The following is a 13,306-nucleotide window of genomic DNA, read 5'->3' on the forward strand; positions in this document are numbered from 1 at the left end:
GGCGGCTTTGTGTGATTCTTGTGAGTCGCCTACGGCATGGCGGCGTGCTGTTTGACGAGTTCGTAACTGCGCAGGCGCGCGGCCAGCGCGTAGACCGGTGTGACCAGCATCAGCTCCTCCGCGCCGGTCGCCTTCGCCACCTCCGCCAGCCGCCGCAGGACCGTCTCGGGCGTGCCGTACGCCTGATGGGCCCCGAACGCCGCGACCCCCGCCCGCTCCTCCGCGGTGAACGGATGCGCCGACGCCTCCTCGGGCGAGGGGAACGGGACCTCGCTGTGCCCCTTGAGGAGCCCGGCCTTGACGACGTTCATCGGGCCCGCCAGCCATCTGGCCTCGTCCTCGGTCTCGGCGCACACGGTTTCCACGCACACCAGCACACGGGGGTCCTCGCACCACGGGGAGGGGGAGAAGCGGGCACGGTAGTGGTCGAGCGCGGCGACGGTGTTGTCGGGGCGGATGTGATGGGCGAAGGCGAGCGGCAGGCCGAGCTCGGCGGCGAGCGCCGCACCGGCGTCGCTGGAGGCCAGCAGCCACGGCTCCGGGAGCGTGCCGAGCGCGACCTCCTCGACCAGGAACCGCAGCGTCGCCGCCACATCGTCCCGGTACGCGTCGTCCGTCGTCGGACCGGCGCCACGCCGCAGCGCCCGGGCCGTGGCCTCGTCGAAGGTGCCGGGGCCGCGGCCGATGCCCAGGTCGATCCGGTCGGGGTGCAGCGCGGCGAGGGTGCCGAACTGCTCCGCCAGCATGATGGGGGCGTGGTTGGGGGCCAGTACGCCCCCGGAGCCCAGGCGGATGGCCGACGTCGACGCGGCCGCGTGGGCGGTCAGGACCACGGGCGGGAAGGCGCCGATGGCGGGGGAGTGGTGGTGCTCGGCGTACCAGAGTCGGCGGTAGCCGAGGGCGTCGAGACGCTGGGCGAAGGCGGTGGTGTCACGCAGTGTGTCCACGGCTCGCGTACCAGCTTGGACCATGGCGACTTCCAGCGCGGAGAGCGGCACATCGATCATGCTGTGAGCATACGGAGTGCCGGCGGTGTGCGGCAGCGGTTCCCCGACCCCGGGGTTCGGAACCTCGGTGGTCGGGGTATGCGTTGACGGTTTGGCCCACGAAAGAGGAGCGAGACCGCATGGCTGCCACGCTGGACGACATCACCCGCACCTGGCTTCGGGAACCCCGGTTCTGGCAGGTGGCCACGTTGAACCCGGACGGTTCGCCGCAGTTGACGCCGATGTGGGCCGATCTGGAGGACGGCCTGGTGGTGATCAACACCTCGGCGGGCCGGGTCAAGGAGGAGAACCTGCGGCGTGATCCCCGCGTGTCGCTGTGCTGTATGGACACCGAGGACCCGTATCACCGGGTGGAGATCCGGGGCAGCGCCGTCCGCTTCGTCTCGGGCGATCCGGCCGTACGGGTGATGGACCGTCTCGCGCAGAAGTACCTGGGCACGGAGACGTTCCCGTGGCTGGCCCCCGGTGAGGTGCTGGTGGCGGTCTACATCGAGCCGCACCATGTCCACCGCGTCGTGGGTGTGGAGAAGTTCCGGCCGGGAGTGCTGCCGGACGCGTGAGGACGCCGTTCCGGTAAGGGGGACGGGGCACGGGGGACCGGACACGGGCGCAGGGCACGGGGGAGGAGCGCGGGGTGGACGAGGAACGACGCCACGGCGGTGGCGATGGCCATGTGGGCGCCCCGCTCGCCGACGCCGTCCGGGGCGTGCTGGGTTGGGCCACGGATGACATACCGCGCTTCACGGAGCTCCGGCGGGCGCGGTGCGGGGGCCGGAGGGCTATCCGAGGACGAGCGGGAGCTTCGCGGCGAGGTCGCCCAGGTCGGCCTGCTCCTCGGCGGTCGGGACCCGTCGCCCGGTGCCGACCAGCAGCGCGTCCTTGTCGGACCACGACGCGGGGAACGCCGCCCCGGCGATCCGCTCCAGCATCTCGCGCGCCCCGGCCAGGCTTTCGGCGGGAGGCTCCGCCACGCCCGGGAGGTGGGCGATCAGGTCGAGATGGTGCAGGCTCCACTCCATGACGTACGCGGAGAGGTAGTCGCCCGCGGTGAGCACCACATCGCGGGTGCTGACCCGGAGGGCCGGGTCGGCGCGCCCGGCCGCGCGCCCGGCGGCGGAACCCACGTCGTCGAGGTGGAACTTCAGCAGCCACGGGTCCTCGTACGCGGCGGCCAGCCGGACGATCAGCGCGTCGAGCGGGTCGTCACCGGTCGGCGGCGTGTCGGCCACCTCCCAGTAGGTCACCGCGTCGCGCGTCGGTTCCGCGTCGGTGGGGGTCGCCAGGGTGATCAGGACGTCCTGGGCGTCGATGACCAGGTGGCACACCAGGTCCCGTACGAGCCAGCCGGCACAGCCGGAGGGCCGTGCGAAGTCCTCGTCCGGGAGTTCGGCGACCGCCGTGCGCAAGGCCGTCCATGAGCGTGAGAAGAGATCCACAGCCGCAAGCTAGCAGCGCGCGGCCCGCCGGGCGACCGATTTCTTCCCCGCCCCGCGAACGCTCGACTCCAGCCCGTGAAAGGGGATTCGCGAGGCCTTAATGCCGTCGTCCCCGGCCGGTCATGTGTCGTAGTGGCGGACGTCGTCGAGGTATTCGCGCGCCCGCTCCTGGACCAGCGGGGGCAGTTTCCCGGCGGCCAGATCGGCGAAGGTGGTCTTCTCCAGCACCTGCCGCAGACTCGCCCGCACCGCGCGCCACACATCGGGCAGCACCGCCGCCGCTCCGGGGTACTCCAGACCGCTGAGGCCCACGTCCCGCACGTTGGCCAGCGGGCCGTCGATGGCGCGGATCGCGTCGGCGAGGGTGATCTCCTTCGCCGGGCGCGCCAGCAGATATCCGCCTTCCGGGCCCCGCACACTGCGCACCAGATGGGCCAGGCGCAGCTCGCGCAGGATGCCGAAGAGGAAACGCAGGGGAATGTCCTGCCGGGTCGCCACCTGCTCGGCGGTCAGGGGTGAGCCCTCCGCGGCCGCCAGTTCGGCCATCGCCCGGACGGCATAGTCCGACTTGGCTGTGATCCGCACCAGGGCAAGTTATCACGCACGTCCGTTTTCATGGGGCCGGGCCCCATACCACCGGCTTGGGTATCCACCCTGGTGGCGCCAGGGGTGCCTCGTTGTTCCGCCATGAGTTCACCAAGTTCATTGAATTGGTGAACTTAGATGGCTACGGTACCGGTTGGGTGAGCGGGGCATCTGTTCCGCTCCGCCGCAGGTTCCGGGGAAGCGGGAGGTTCACATGGCATCGCCAGAGCCGTGTAGCACATCAGGGCCGGGTACGAGGACCGTCGCCGTCGTGGGGGCGGGGGCCGCCGGCGCGCTGGTGGCGATCCAGCTCTGCGAGACCGCGGCACGCCGCCGTGTCCCGTTCGAACTCCTGCTGATCGACCCCGCCCCGGAGGCCGGTCGCGGCATCGCCTACTCCACCCTCGACCCGCGCCACCGCCTCAATGTGCCTGCGGGCAAGATGAGTTGCTACCCCGACGATCCCGGACACTTCGTGCGATGGCTGTGCCACCACGGCGAACCGGGCGTGCGCAGCGGCGACTTCGCGGAGCGCTACCGCTACGGCGCCTACCTCGCCGACACCCTCGGCCGAGCCATCATGGCGGCCCAGGGTGTCGTCGCCGTCCGCCGACTGCGCACCCGGGCCACCGGCTGCCACTGGACCACGCCCCCCGGCGGGGACCCGCGGGCCCGGCTGGAGCTCGCCGACGGCCGTACCGTCGAGGCGCACCGCGTGGTGCTGGCCACCGGGCCGTCCCGCGCCACCGCCGCCTGGGCCTCCGAGAGCCTGCGTGGCAACGACCGCTTCATCGCCGACCCCTGGGCGCCGGGCGCCCTGGACGCCGCCCTCCAGGACGGGCGGAAGGAGGACGTACTCCTCGTCGGCACCGGGCTGACCTCGGTGGACATCGCCATGACGCTCGACCGCCCCGGCCGCACGGTGCACACCGTCTCCCGTGGCGGAAGACTGCCCCAGGCGCATGCGGTGGACCCGCTGCCCGCCGCCACGTGTGCCACCCCACTGCACGGTCTTTCCCTGGCCGCGCTGCGGGCCGCGGTGCGTCAGCACATCGGCCGTGTGATGCGCACCCACGGCGACTGGCGGCCCGCGGTGGACGGGCTGCGCCCGGTCACGGCCGAGATCTGGGCGTCGATGTCCACGGCGGAACGGGCCGAGTTCGTGGAGCGGGACGGCTCGTTGTGGAACACCCACCGCCACCGCATGCCCCCGGCCACCGCCGAGGCGGTCGCGCGCATGCGCCGCACCCGGCGGATGCGGACGTACCAGGGGCGGCTCGGCTCCGCCGCGACCCGGCCCGACGGCTCCCTGACCGTGTCCCTCACCACCGCCGACGGTCCGCGCACGCTGCCCGTGGGCTGGGTGGTGGACTGTACGGGGCCGGGCCTGCGGCTCTCCGACACGGCCGACCCGCTGTGGCGGAGCCTGCTCGACCAGGGCGCCGCGCTGCCCGGCCCGCTCGGCATGGGCGTCGCCACCGACCACGGGCGGCTGCGCGGCGCCGACGGCGGTACGGCACGCCCCCTGTGGACCCTCGGTGCGCCCCGTCGTGGCGAGTTGTGGGAAACCACCGCCATCCCGGAGATCCGGGCGCAGGCCGCCACCATCGCCGAGGCCGTCCTCGATCCGTGGACGGCCCCCGCGCCCCCCGCCACCGGTGGCCCCGCCCGGCGCCGGACACGCCGGCCCACGGACACCTCGGGCTTCCCCCTCAGCACCCACGCGGCCGCCGCCACCGCCTACCGCCTCGGCGTGGACCGGCTGTTGAAGGTCCGTACCGGGGCCGCACAGGCGCTCCGCCGCTCCGTGGCGCTCGACCCCGGATTCGCCCTCGGCCACGCCGTGCTCGCCCTCATCGGCCATGAGTGCGGGGCCGACGTGGACGTCTCGCGCGCCCTGGCCGACGCCCGGCGCGCGGTGCGCGAGCGCGCCGACACTTTCGAACGCTCCTTCGTAGACGTCGTCTCCCGCCGCGTCCTGCACCCGCCCGCGGACGGCGACGCCGCCCTCCTCCGCCACCTGGAGGAGTACCCCGGTGACGCGCTGGCGCTCGCCGTCGCCGTGCCCACCATCGCCTTCTCCGGTCTGCGCGATCTCGACGGCACCACCGCGCTCCGCGTGGTCGAGCGCACCGCCCCGGCGCACGGGGGAAGCTGGTTCCACACCTCCCTGCTCGCCTTCATGCGCCAGGAGCAGGGCCGTTACGACGAGGCCGGAGCCCTGGCCGAGCGGGCCCTGGCCGCCGAACCCGCCTCCGGCCACGCCATGCACGCCCTCGCCCATGTGCACTACGAGTCCGGCGACCACCAGGCGGGCCGTGAGCGACTTCAGCGGTGGCTGGCCCACCAGGGCCGGGGCGGAACACACCGCGCCCACTTCTCCTGGCACGCCGCCCTGCACGAACTCGCCCTCGAGGACACGGCGGCGGTCCGCCGCCGGTGGGCGGAGCAGCTGTCGCCGGGGAAGGTGTACGGGGTCCGCGCCCTGGTCGACTCCGGCTCCCTGCTGTGGCGCGCCCGGCTGGCGGGCGCGTGGCAGGGCCCGCTCCCGATCGGCGACGTCCTGGACACGGCGCCCGCCGACGTCCTGGAGCGTCCGGCCACCGCGTTCGTCGCCCTGCACTCCGCCATCGCCCTCACCGCCGCCGAGGACCTGCCGGGGCTGCGACGGCTGCGGGTCCACGCCCTGCGCGCCGACGAGGTGCAGCGAAGTGTCATCGCCCCGCTGTGCGCGGCGTTCGAGGACATCCTGGAAGAGCGCTGGACGGACGCGGCGCGCGGATTGGAACGCCTCCTGCCACGGCTCCCCGGCGTGGGCGGCAGCGCCGCGCAGCGCGAGGTCGTGGAGGAGGCGTTGCTGTACGCGCTGGTGTCCGCGGGGCGGTGCGAGGCGGCCCGGGAGCGCCTGGAGGAGCGGCTGGACCGCCGTGCCTCTCCCCACGACCGGCGACGGCTGACGGCCCTCTCCTCCTGACCGCACTGTGACGCCTGCGGCGGGGTGGTCCCCTCCCTGCCACGTGGCGGGGCTCCGCCCCTGGATCCCGGCCCCTGGAAGTGGGAAGGGGCGGGGAGGGAACGGCTCCGCCGACTCCCGGACCGGGGCGGTGACATGTGTGGGGGATGACAGTGGACCAGACCACTTCCGTCACATGTCTTGACCGTGAACGGACAGAGGGTATGGTCTAGACCTAGTGCGGCGCTGATTCACGGCCGCCCCTCGCGGCCCGTGAAGCGCTCCGTGCAGCCACCCCCCACATCCCCCCACATCACCACCTTCGGCAAGGACTTCCCGTCTGGCGTGGGGCCTCGCCGTGAAGGAGTTGGCATGAACATGAAGCGAAAAGTGGCGGTTGTCGTCGGCGCGGGGATAGCCCCCATGATCGCACTGAGCCTCCCCGCGAGCGAGGCCAGCGCGCACGGCTACATCTCCACCCCGCCCAGCCGTCAGGCCCAGTGTGCGGCCGGGACCGTGGCCTGCGGCGACATCAAGTACGAGCCGCAGAGCGTGGAAGGCCCCAAGGGGCTGACGAGCTGCAGCGGCGGCAATGCGAAGTTCTCCGAACTCGACGACGACAGCAAGGGCTGGGCGGTCACGCCCATCCCGTCCAAGGCCGACTTCACCTGGAAACTGACCGCGCGTCACGCGACCAACACCTGGCAGTACTTCGTCGGTGGCCAGAAGGTCGCGGAGGTCGACGACGGCGGTGCGCAGCCGGGCGAGACCGTCACCCATCAGGTGGACTTCGGCAGCCTGAAGGGCAAGCAGAAGGTTCTCGCGGTCTGGAACATCGCGGACACCGCCAACGCCTTCTACGCCTGCATCGATGTGAACATCGGCGGCTGAACGCGAGCGGCTGAACGCGAGCGGGCGAACGCGGGCGTTTTGAACGCAGGCGGTTGAACACCGAAGGCCGGTCGCCTCTGAGGCGGCCGGCCTTCGGCGTCGCCGCGTGCGCGATGTGCGTGGCGCCCGGCTATCGGGGGCCGTACGTCAGCCTGCGCAGCAGCTTCTCGGCGGGCCCCGGAAGCGAGCGGCGCTGGAGGAGATAGGCCCCGGCCACCGTGGCGAGCCAGACCAGGACGGCGCTCAGACCCGCGGTGAGCGTCGGGCTGCCGGTCCGCTCGCCGAGCGCGAGGGCGAAGGGGGAGAGCAGCACCACCCACGCGAGGGACTGGAACAGATAGCCGCTCAGCGACCGCTGGCCCAGGGCCGCCAGCGCCTCCACGGGAAGCTTCCGCCGCCGGGCGGAGCGGGCCTTCGACAGGCGCAGGGCGAGGAGCCCGAAGAGTGCCACATATCCCGGGCCGCCGAACTGGCCACTCACTTCGTACAGGCTCAGGAACGCGTCCGCTGTGGCGTCGTCGACCTGCACGAATCCGCCGCTGACCAGGCCGATCGGCACTCCGCCCGCGAAGGCGATGCCGAGTGCGACCACGGCGGTGCGGACCAGCAGCCGCCGGTGGCGGGCCGGGTCCTCCAGGACGCCACGTCGCGCGGCCCACGCCCCCAGCCAGACGATCACGATGAACGGCAGCACGGTCAGCGTGTGGATCGGCCACTCGCCGAGCCGGTCGGCCACGGACGTGAGGTAGTCGGGGGCCGAGAGGGAATCGACGCCGTCCGTCGGCACGGCGGCGGACCCCGAGTCGCTGTGCGTGGCGCGGTACACGGCCACGGCCGCCAGTGCGGCGGCGTACACCGCCGTGCACCCCCACAGCCACAGCACGACGCGCTGCACACGTTCGCCGCGGCGCAGGAGCAGCAGGGTGAAGAGGATGCCGACGATGCCGTAAGCCCCCAGGAAATCACCGAAGTTGAGCAGCGCGGCATGGACGAGACCGAAGGCGACGAGCCATGCGTTGCGCCTGAGCAGCACCGAGCGGGCCGCGCCCGGCCCGGACCCCTCCGCGTCCTGTCTGCGGGCGAGCTGCACCAGCCCGTAGCCGAACATCACGGCGAACATCGGATAGGCGCGGGCGTGCACGAAGACGAACATGGCGAGGTTGAACGGGCGCTCCCAGCCGTGTGGCGACGCCTCGGCGCCCGGCTGGTTGCCGAAGGCGGCCACAGCGGCGTTCGCGAGCGCGATGAACAGCAGCATGGAGCCTCGCGCCAGATCGGGGGCCAGGGCCCGTTCGGTCCGGCGGACAGGGCCCCGTGCGGGGCCCGGGGCATGGGACTGCGTTATGGCTGTCACCTGGATCTCTCTCCGTCCTGACATGAGGGCCCAGCGGGCAAGGGGCATGGACGCGCCCTCGGCACCCGGGCTTGGCACGGCTTAGTATAAGCAATAATCTATATGAGAGATACTAAGTAGCCGTAGGCCATGATGTACCTGGTGAGCAACCGAGGTACGAGAAGGAGAAGCGCCATGTCGGCCGAGCAGGAGGAGGCGCCCGCCGGGCTGGCCCGACTGTGGAGGCTCCCGGTCCCGGCCTCGGGCCTCGGCCGGCCCGCAGCGCTCGACACCGAGCGCGTGGTGCGGACGGGAGTGGAACTGGCGGACCGCGACGGACTGGCGGGCGCGACGCTGCCGAAGATCGCGAAGGAGCTGGGCGTCTCCCCGATGTCCCTCTACCGCCATGTGGGATCCAAGGACGAGCTGCTGGTCCTCATGCGGGACCTGGCGCTCGGCTCTCCGCCCGAGGTCGAGACCGCGCCGGACCGGTGGCGCGAGGGGCTACGGCAGTGGACCGTCGCCCAGCGGCTGGTCCACCACGACCGCCCCTGGCTCCCCCGCCTGCCCCTCGCGGGGCCGCCGATGGGGCCTCATGAGATCGCCTGGATGGAAGCGGGTCTGAGCGCGCTGAGCGGCACCGAGCTGGACTGGGCCGCGAAGGTCGGCAGTCTGACCCTGCTCAGCGGCTATGTGCGCCACGCCTCCCTGCTGTCCCAGGAACACGCGCAGGGCAGGAGCGAAACGGGACTGAGTCAGGAGGAGACCGAGCGGGCCTACGGCAGGACCCTGGCGCGGCTCATCACCCCGGACCGCTTTCCGCAGGTGGCGCTGCTGTTCTCCTCGGGTCTGTTCGAGGCGGCGCCCGACGGCGCGTACGACGATCCGGCGACCGACCACGACTTCGTCTTCGGCCTCGAACGCGTCCTCGACGGGATCGCCGTGGCCGTGGACCGCGCGCGGGCGGGGTCGGGGCCGGGGCCGGGGACGGAGGCGGGCTAGAACGGGACGGGGCAGGTGGGCGATGACGTCACACGAGGGCACGGAGAGGGTCAACTCGGTGTCGGCGCGGTGGCACGCCCCGACACCCGACCTCTTCGGGCGATGATCGCGGTCACGGTCTTGCCCCCCGGCTCCTCGCTGACGGTCGTGGCCGTGGCCATGCCGCTGATCATCGGCCAGCCGAAACCGCCGCTCTCGCCGCGGACGTCCGGGGTGCGCCGGCGGGGCGATACGCGGCTGGCATCGCCGACGGCGACGGTGATGGCGTCGGGGTCGGCCGATACGCGCAGCGAGCAGAACCGGCCGCCCGAGTGCCGTACGGCGTTGGTGACCAGCTCCGAGACGACCAGCATCACGGCGTCGGCGGCGCCCCGATCGGGCGCCGGACGCAAGGCTTCCAGAAAGGCGCTGGTGAGATGTCGTGCGCGCGCGGCCGCCTCGGGGCGGCATTCGAGGGTCTCCCGCACCGCGGACGGCGACGCGGCCGTCCGCTGGGCCGTGGCGGTGTGCATGACGCTCACCTCGTTTCATCGGGTACGTATCGCGCGGCTGACGGTTTCCACGCGCTTACCCGATGCGGCGCTCCCGAAAAGGGGCGGGTTCAGGATCCCTTTCCGTAGGTGCGCGGTGCGGAGGTGGAGGGCGGCAGATCGCCGTTGAAGCGGGTGTCGACATAGTCGGCGAACTGGAAGCGGCGCGGGGTGAGCTTCAGCTTCGCGAAGGTGTCCGCGATCTCCTGCTCCGAGGCGACGGCGGGCTTGTCGACGGCGACGTACACCCGGGTGCCATTGGTCCGCTTCACCGAGTCCAGCGCCACCTGGTACGGCAGCCCGGTCTCCTTGCCCCACACCTTGGCCCACTCCTCGGGGTGCTTGTAGACCCAGTCCTGGGCCGTGCGCAGCCGCCCGAGATAGTCCTTGATGGCCTTGACCTTCTTCTTGTCACCGAGGGAGGAGGGGTTGGCCACCTGGAAGTTGAGACCGTTGACCACGCCCCGGCCCGTGGTGAGGATCCGCGCGTCCGACTGGCGCAGCGCCTGGGAGGTGTATGGGTCCCAGACGGCCCAGGCGTCCACCTTGCCGCGGCTGAAGGCGGCCAGGGCATCGGCGGGCTGCAGGAAGGTGACCTTGACGTCCTTGATCGAGAGCCCGGCCTTGGCGAGCGAGGCGACCAGTTGGTAGTGGGCCGAGCTGCCCTGTGCGACCGCCACCGACTTGCCCTTGAGATCGGCCGTCCGCTTCAGCGGCGACCCCTTCTTGACCACGATCGCCTCCCCGTCGGACGTGCCGTGCTTGGCGGCCACGACCTTGATGTGGGACTTGGCGGCCGCGGCGAAGACCGGCGGGGTGTTGCCGACCCCGCCGATGTCCACGGCCTTGGCGCTCACGGCCTCCAGGATCGGCGGGCCGGAGGTGAACGTCGACCACTTGATCTTGTAGGGGAGGTTCTTGAGCTGCCCGGCGGCGCGCAGCACCGCCTCGTCATTGCCCTTCTGGTCACCCACGTTGAGGGTCACATCGCCCTTGCCGTCGGTGTTGCCGGAGGAGCCGGAGTTGTTCTGCGCGTGCGAGCTGACGCAGGCGGACAGCAGCAGGGCGAGGGGGAGGGACAGGGCGGGGACGATACGCCGTCTCATGTCAGCAGGGTCCGTTCGGGAGGTACGGGAGGTACGGGAGTTCTGGAGCGGGCTGGACCTGGCGGTCCGGCTGTTGGGGAGGGAGCAGGCGGCGAGGCGGTTCCGGAGGGGACCCAGGCGGCCGTCAGGCGACCTTGTGGACGGCCGGTTCGGGCGCCTTGACACCCAGCCGGTCCAGCAGCTCGGTGCGCAGCTCGGCGAGGAGCGGATCGGCGATGTCGCGCGGCCGGTCCCGGTCCACCCGGACCTCATGCGCGATCACGCCCCCGTCCATCACCAGGACGCGGTCGGCGAGCAACAGCGCCTCCTCCACGTCATGCGTGACCAGCAGCACCGCGCAGCCGCGCCGCTGCCACAGCTCGGCCACCAGCTGCTGGGCGGTGATCCGGGTGAGCGCGTCCAGCGCGCCGAACGGCTCGTCCAGCAGCAGCAGATCGGGCTCGCGCACCAGCGCGCGGGCGAGCGAGGCGCGCTGGGCCTCACCGCCGGAGAGGGTCTTGGGCCAGGCGTCGATGCGGTGGCCGAGACCGACCTCCTTCAGCGCCCGCTCCGCCACGGCCCGTCCGGGACGGCCGGGCAGCCCGAGCAGCACATTGCGCCACACCCGCTTCCAGGGCATCAGCCGGGGCGCCTGGAAGGCGACGGCCTTGCGGCGCGGCACCAGCACCTCGCCCTCGATCTCCCGGTCCAGCCCGGCGAGCACCCGCAGCAGCGTGGACTTGCCGCAGCCGCTGCGGCCGAGCAGCGCCACGAACTCGCCCGCCGGTACGTCGAGGTGGAGGTTGTCGATGACCGCGCGGCCGTCGAACGAGCGGGTCAGCGAGCGCACCCGCACCGCGGCATCGCCGCTCCCGTCGCCCGTCTCCCGCGCCAGCTCCTTCTCCAACTCCTTCCCCGGGGAGTTCACTTGCCGGTGAAGTTCGGTCGCCATTGCAGCAGCAGCCTCTCCAGAGTGCGGACGATGAAATCGGCGAGCAGGCCGAGGGCGGCGTAGACGATCAGGCAGACCACGATCACATCGGTCTGGAAGAACTCCCGCGCGCGGTTGAGCAGAAAGCCGATCCCGTCGTCGGCGTTGATGGTCTCGCCGAAGACCAGCGCCAGCCAGGCGGTGGCGAGGGAGTAGCGCAGCCCGGTCATGGCGCCGGGGAGCGCCCCGGGCAGCACCACATGGCGGATCAGCCCCCAGCGGCCGAGCCCGAGCGCGTTCCCGGCCTCGATGAGCTGGGCGTCCACGCCGCGGATGCCCGCGTAGACGTTCAGATAGAGGTGGAAGGTGACGCCCAGCGCGATGAGCGCGATCTTCGGTGCCTCGCCGATGCCCATCCAGATGATGAACAGCGGGATCATGCCGACCCAGGGAATGCTGCGCAGCATCTGCACACTCGCGTCGACGAGGTCCTCGCCGAGCCGGGAGAGCCCGGAGACCAGCGCGAGCGCGACGCCGATGACACCGCCGAGCGCCAGCCCGATCAGCACCCGCTGTACGGACACCAGCATGGCGTGCGGGAGGGTGCCGTCCGCCAGCAGGTCGGAGGCGGTACCGGCGATGGTGCCGGGGGAGGCCAGGGTGTCGGAGGGCAGCACACCGGTGGCGCTGGACACCTGCCAGAGCACCAGCAGCAGAAGGGGCCCGGTCGTACGGCGCAGCCATCGCGGCACGCTGCGGCGGCGCGCGGAGAGCGGCACGACCGGTTCGAGAACCGGGGACATGGGGGCTCCACAAAGGGGTACGCCTCGACGCCCGTACGGGCCCGTACCCTGGTACGACACGACGGTCAGCACGGTACGGCGGAATGGGACCGAGGCGAGGGGGAGGAGAGGCGGGGAAGGGGGAGAAGGGTCAGCGGAGGCCGGGACACGCGGCGGACGCCACCCGCAGCAGGTCGATATGACCGCGCGTGGTGAGCAGGGCTGACGTAGACATGCCCTCGAAGCTAGCGAGGACGTCCGGAACCGGTCAACGGTGTCTTGCCCTTCGGACCTTTGTTGCGGGAGTTTTACGGGACGGCGTATCAGGATGGTTCCATGAGCACATTCCGTACCCACACCATCAGCGTCACCACCGGATCCACCGAGACCGTCGCCGACCTCACCGCCGACTGCGAGGCGTATCTGCGCGAGGTGGCGGACGGCGGCGACGGCCTGCTCAACGTCTTCGTCCCGCATGCCACGGCCGGGATCGCGATCCTGGAGACGGGCGCCGGCAGCGACACCGATCTGCTCTCCGCCCTCCGCGACCTCCTCCCCGCCGACGACCGCTGGCGCCACCGCCACGGCAGCCCCGGCCACGGCCGCGACCACGTCCTCCCCGCCTTCGTACCCCCGCACGCCACCATCCCGGTCATCGGCGGCAGGCTGGGCTTGGGCACCTGGCAGTCGGTGTGCCTGGTCGACACCAACCGGGACAATCCCGACCGCCAGGTGCGGCTGAGCTTCCTGGGCTGACATGGGCTGGCGCGG

General features: G+C 72.0%; 14 protein-coding genes. 5 read left to right on the top strand and 9 right to left on the bottom strand.

Features of this window, described 5'->3' with window-relative positions:
- Positions 1-29: 29 nt before the first annotated feature.
- Complete coding sequence (locus IEJ02_RS13380) at positions 30-1,007, bottom strand: MsnO8 family LLM class oxidoreductase (RefSeq protein WP_191065042.1); 978 nt, start codon at positions 1,005-1,007, stop codon at positions 30-32.
- Positions 1,008-1,126: 119 nt separating this feature from the next.
- Here IEJ02_RS13380 and IEJ02_RS13385 point away from each other — a divergent pair, with 119 nt between their 5' ends.
- On the top strand, positions 1,127-1,567 hold the full coding sequence (locus IEJ02_RS13385) for a PPOX class F420-dependent oxidoreductase (protein WP_191065043.1): 441 nt from the start codon (positions 1,127-1,129) through the stop codon (positions 1,565-1,567).
- Between the two features lie 219 nt (positions 1,568-1,786).
- Here IEJ02_RS13385 and IEJ02_RS13390 read toward each other — a convergent pair whose 3' ends face one another.
- Together IEJ02_RS13390 and IEJ02_RS13395 are read right to left on the bottom strand one after the other, a co-directional pair.
- Positions 1,787-2,443 (bottom strand): maleylpyruvate isomerase N-terminal domain-containing protein, encoded by a 657-nt coding sequence (locus tag IEJ02_RS13390; RefSeq protein ID WP_191065044.1) that lies wholly within the window; start codon positions 2,441-2,443, stop codon positions 1,787-1,789.
- Positions 2,444-2,563: 120 nt separating this feature from the next.
- Positions 2,564-3,028, bottom strand: a complete 465-nt coding sequence (locus IEJ02_RS13395; protein ID WP_191065045.1) for an RrF2 family transcriptional regulator — start codon at positions 3,026-3,028, stop codon at positions 2,564-2,566.
- Positions 3,029-3,242: 214 nt separating this feature from the next.
- On the opposite strand from IEJ02_RS13395, the gene IEJ02_RS13400 reads away from it, so the two are divergent.
- Both IEJ02_RS13400 and IEJ02_RS13405 read left to right on the top strand, forming a co-directional pair.
- Positions 3,243-6,002, top strand: a complete 2,760-nt coding sequence (locus IEJ02_RS13400) for an FAD/NAD(P)-binding protein (protein ID WP_191065046.1) — start codon at positions 3,243-3,245, stop codon at positions 6,000-6,002.
- Positions 6,003-6,353: 351 nt separating this feature from the next.
- Positions 6,354-6,872: a lytic polysaccharide monooxygenase auxiliary activity family 9 protein gene (locus tag IEJ02_RS13405; protein ID WP_191065047.1), complete on the top strand. Its 519-nt coding sequence runs from the start codon at positions 6,354-6,356 to the stop codon at positions 6,870-6,872.
- Positions 6,873-7,002: 130 nt separating this feature from the next.
- Here IEJ02_RS13405 and IEJ02_RS13410 read toward each other — a convergent pair whose 3' ends face one another.
- Positions 7,003-8,226, bottom strand: a complete 1,224-nt coding sequence (locus IEJ02_RS13410) for a DUF418 domain-containing protein (RefSeq protein WP_191065048.1) — start codon at positions 8,224-8,226, stop codon at positions 7,003-7,005.
- Positions 8,227-8,400: 174 nt separating this feature from the next.
- On the opposite strand from IEJ02_RS13410, the gene IEJ02_RS13415 reads away from it, so the two are divergent.
- Positions 8,401-9,207 carry a TetR/AcrR family transcriptional regulator gene (locus IEJ02_RS13415; RefSeq protein WP_191065049.1) on the top strand — a complete coding sequence of 269 codons (807 nt, stop codon included), beginning with the start codon at positions 8,401-8,403 and terminating at the stop codon, positions 9,205-9,207.
- Positions 9,208-9,257: 50 nt separating this feature from the next.
- Here IEJ02_RS13415 and IEJ02_RS13420 read toward each other — a convergent pair whose 3' ends face one another.
- The 5 genes from IEJ02_RS13420 to IEJ02_RS50760 form a co-directional block, all read right to left on the bottom strand.
- Positions 9,258-9,719 (bottom strand): ATP-binding protein, encoded by a 462-nt coding sequence (locus tag IEJ02_RS13420; RefSeq protein ID WP_191065050.1) that lies wholly within the window; start codon positions 9,717-9,719, stop codon positions 9,258-9,260.
- 89 nt (positions 9,720-9,808) lie between these two features.
- Positions 9,809-10,843, bottom strand: a complete 1,035-nt coding sequence (locus IEJ02_RS13425) for an ABC transporter substrate-binding protein (protein ID WP_191065051.1) — start codon at positions 10,841-10,843, stop codon at positions 9,809-9,811.
- 124 nt (positions 10,844-10,967) lie between these two features.
- Positions 10,968-11,774, bottom strand: a complete 807-nt coding sequence (locus tag IEJ02_RS13430) for an ABC transporter ATP-binding protein (protein ID WP_191065052.1) — start codon at positions 11,772-11,774, stop codon at positions 10,968-10,970.
- Entirely contained in the window at positions 11,747-12,556 is an 810-nt protein-coding gene (locus IEJ02_RS13435) for an ABC transporter permease (RefSeq protein ID WP_137976806.1), read from the bottom strand. The genes IEJ02_RS13430 and IEJ02_RS13435 overlap by 28 nt, the downstream gene beginning before the upstream one ends.
- Positions 12,557-12,686: 130 nt before the next feature.
- Positions 12,687-12,770 carry a putative leader peptide gene (locus IEJ02_RS50760; protein ID WP_350203233.1) on the bottom strand — a complete coding sequence of 28 codons (84 nt, stop codon included), beginning with the start codon at positions 12,768-12,770 and terminating at the stop codon, positions 12,687-12,689.
- Positions 12,771-12,871: 101 nt separating this feature from the next.
- Between IEJ02_RS50760 and IEJ02_RS13440 the strand changes: the two genes are divergently transcribed.
- Complete coding sequence (locus tag IEJ02_RS13440; protein WP_137976805.1) at positions 12,872-13,291, top strand: YjbQ family protein; 420 nt, start codon at positions 12,872-12,874, stop codon at positions 13,289-13,291.
- The last annotated feature ends 15 nt before the right edge of the window (positions 13,292-13,306 follow it).

The organism is Streptomyces sp. 5-10, assembly GCF_014712245.1.
Taxonomy (GTDB): Bacteria; Actinomycetota; Actinomycetes; order Streptomycetales; family Streptomycetaceae; genus Streptomyces; species Streptomyces violaceusniger.

What these genes read in the sequence shown, in the direction of transcription:
- IEJ02_RS13380 (WP_191065042.1), bottom strand. Translation starts at nt 1,007, where the DNA reads ATGATCGATGTGCCGCTCTCCGCGCTGGAAGTCGCCATGGTCCAAGCT.
- IEJ02_RS13385 (WP_191065043.1), top strand. Translation starts at nt 1,127, where the DNA reads ATGGCTGCCACGCTGGACGACATCACCCGCACCTGGCTTCGGGAACCC.
- IEJ02_RS13400 (WP_191065046.1), top strand. Translation starts at nt 3,243, where the DNA reads ATGGCATCGCCAGAGCCGTGTAGCACATCAGGGCCGGGTACGAGGACC.
- IEJ02_RS13405 (WP_191065047.1), top strand. Translation starts at nt 6,354, where the DNA reads ATGAACATGAAGCGAAAAGTGGCGGTTGTCGTCGGCGCGGGGATAGCC.
- IEJ02_RS13415 (WP_191065049.1), top strand. Translation starts at nt 8,401, where the DNA reads ATGTCGGCCGAGCAGGAGGAGGCGCCCGCCGGGCTGGCCCGACTGTGG.
- IEJ02_RS13420 (WP_191065050.1), bottom strand. Translation starts at nt 9,719, where the DNA reads ATGCACACCGCCACGGCCCAGCGGACGGCCGCGTCGCCGTCCGCGGTG.
- IEJ02_RS13425 (WP_191065051.1), bottom strand. Translation starts at nt 10,843, where the DNA reads ATGAGACGGCGTATCGTCCCCGCCCTGTCCCTCCCCCTCGCCCTGCTG.
- IEJ02_RS13430 (WP_191065052.1), bottom strand. Translation starts at nt 11,774, where the DNA reads ATGGCGACCGAACTTCACCGGCAAGTGAACTCCCCGGGGAAGGAGTTG.
- IEJ02_RS13435 (WP_137976806.1), bottom strand. Translation starts at nt 12,556, where the DNA reads ATGTCCCCGGTTCTCGAACCGGTCGTGCCGCTCTCCGCGCGCCGCCGC.
- IEJ02_RS50760 (WP_350203233.1), bottom strand. Translation starts at nt 12,770, where the DNA reads ATGTCTACGTCAGCCCTGCTCACCACGCGCGGTCATATCGACCTGCTG.
- IEJ02_RS13440 (WP_137976805.1), top strand. Translation starts at nt 12,872, where the DNA reads ATGAGCACATTCCGTACCCACACCATCAGCGTCACCACCGGATCCACC.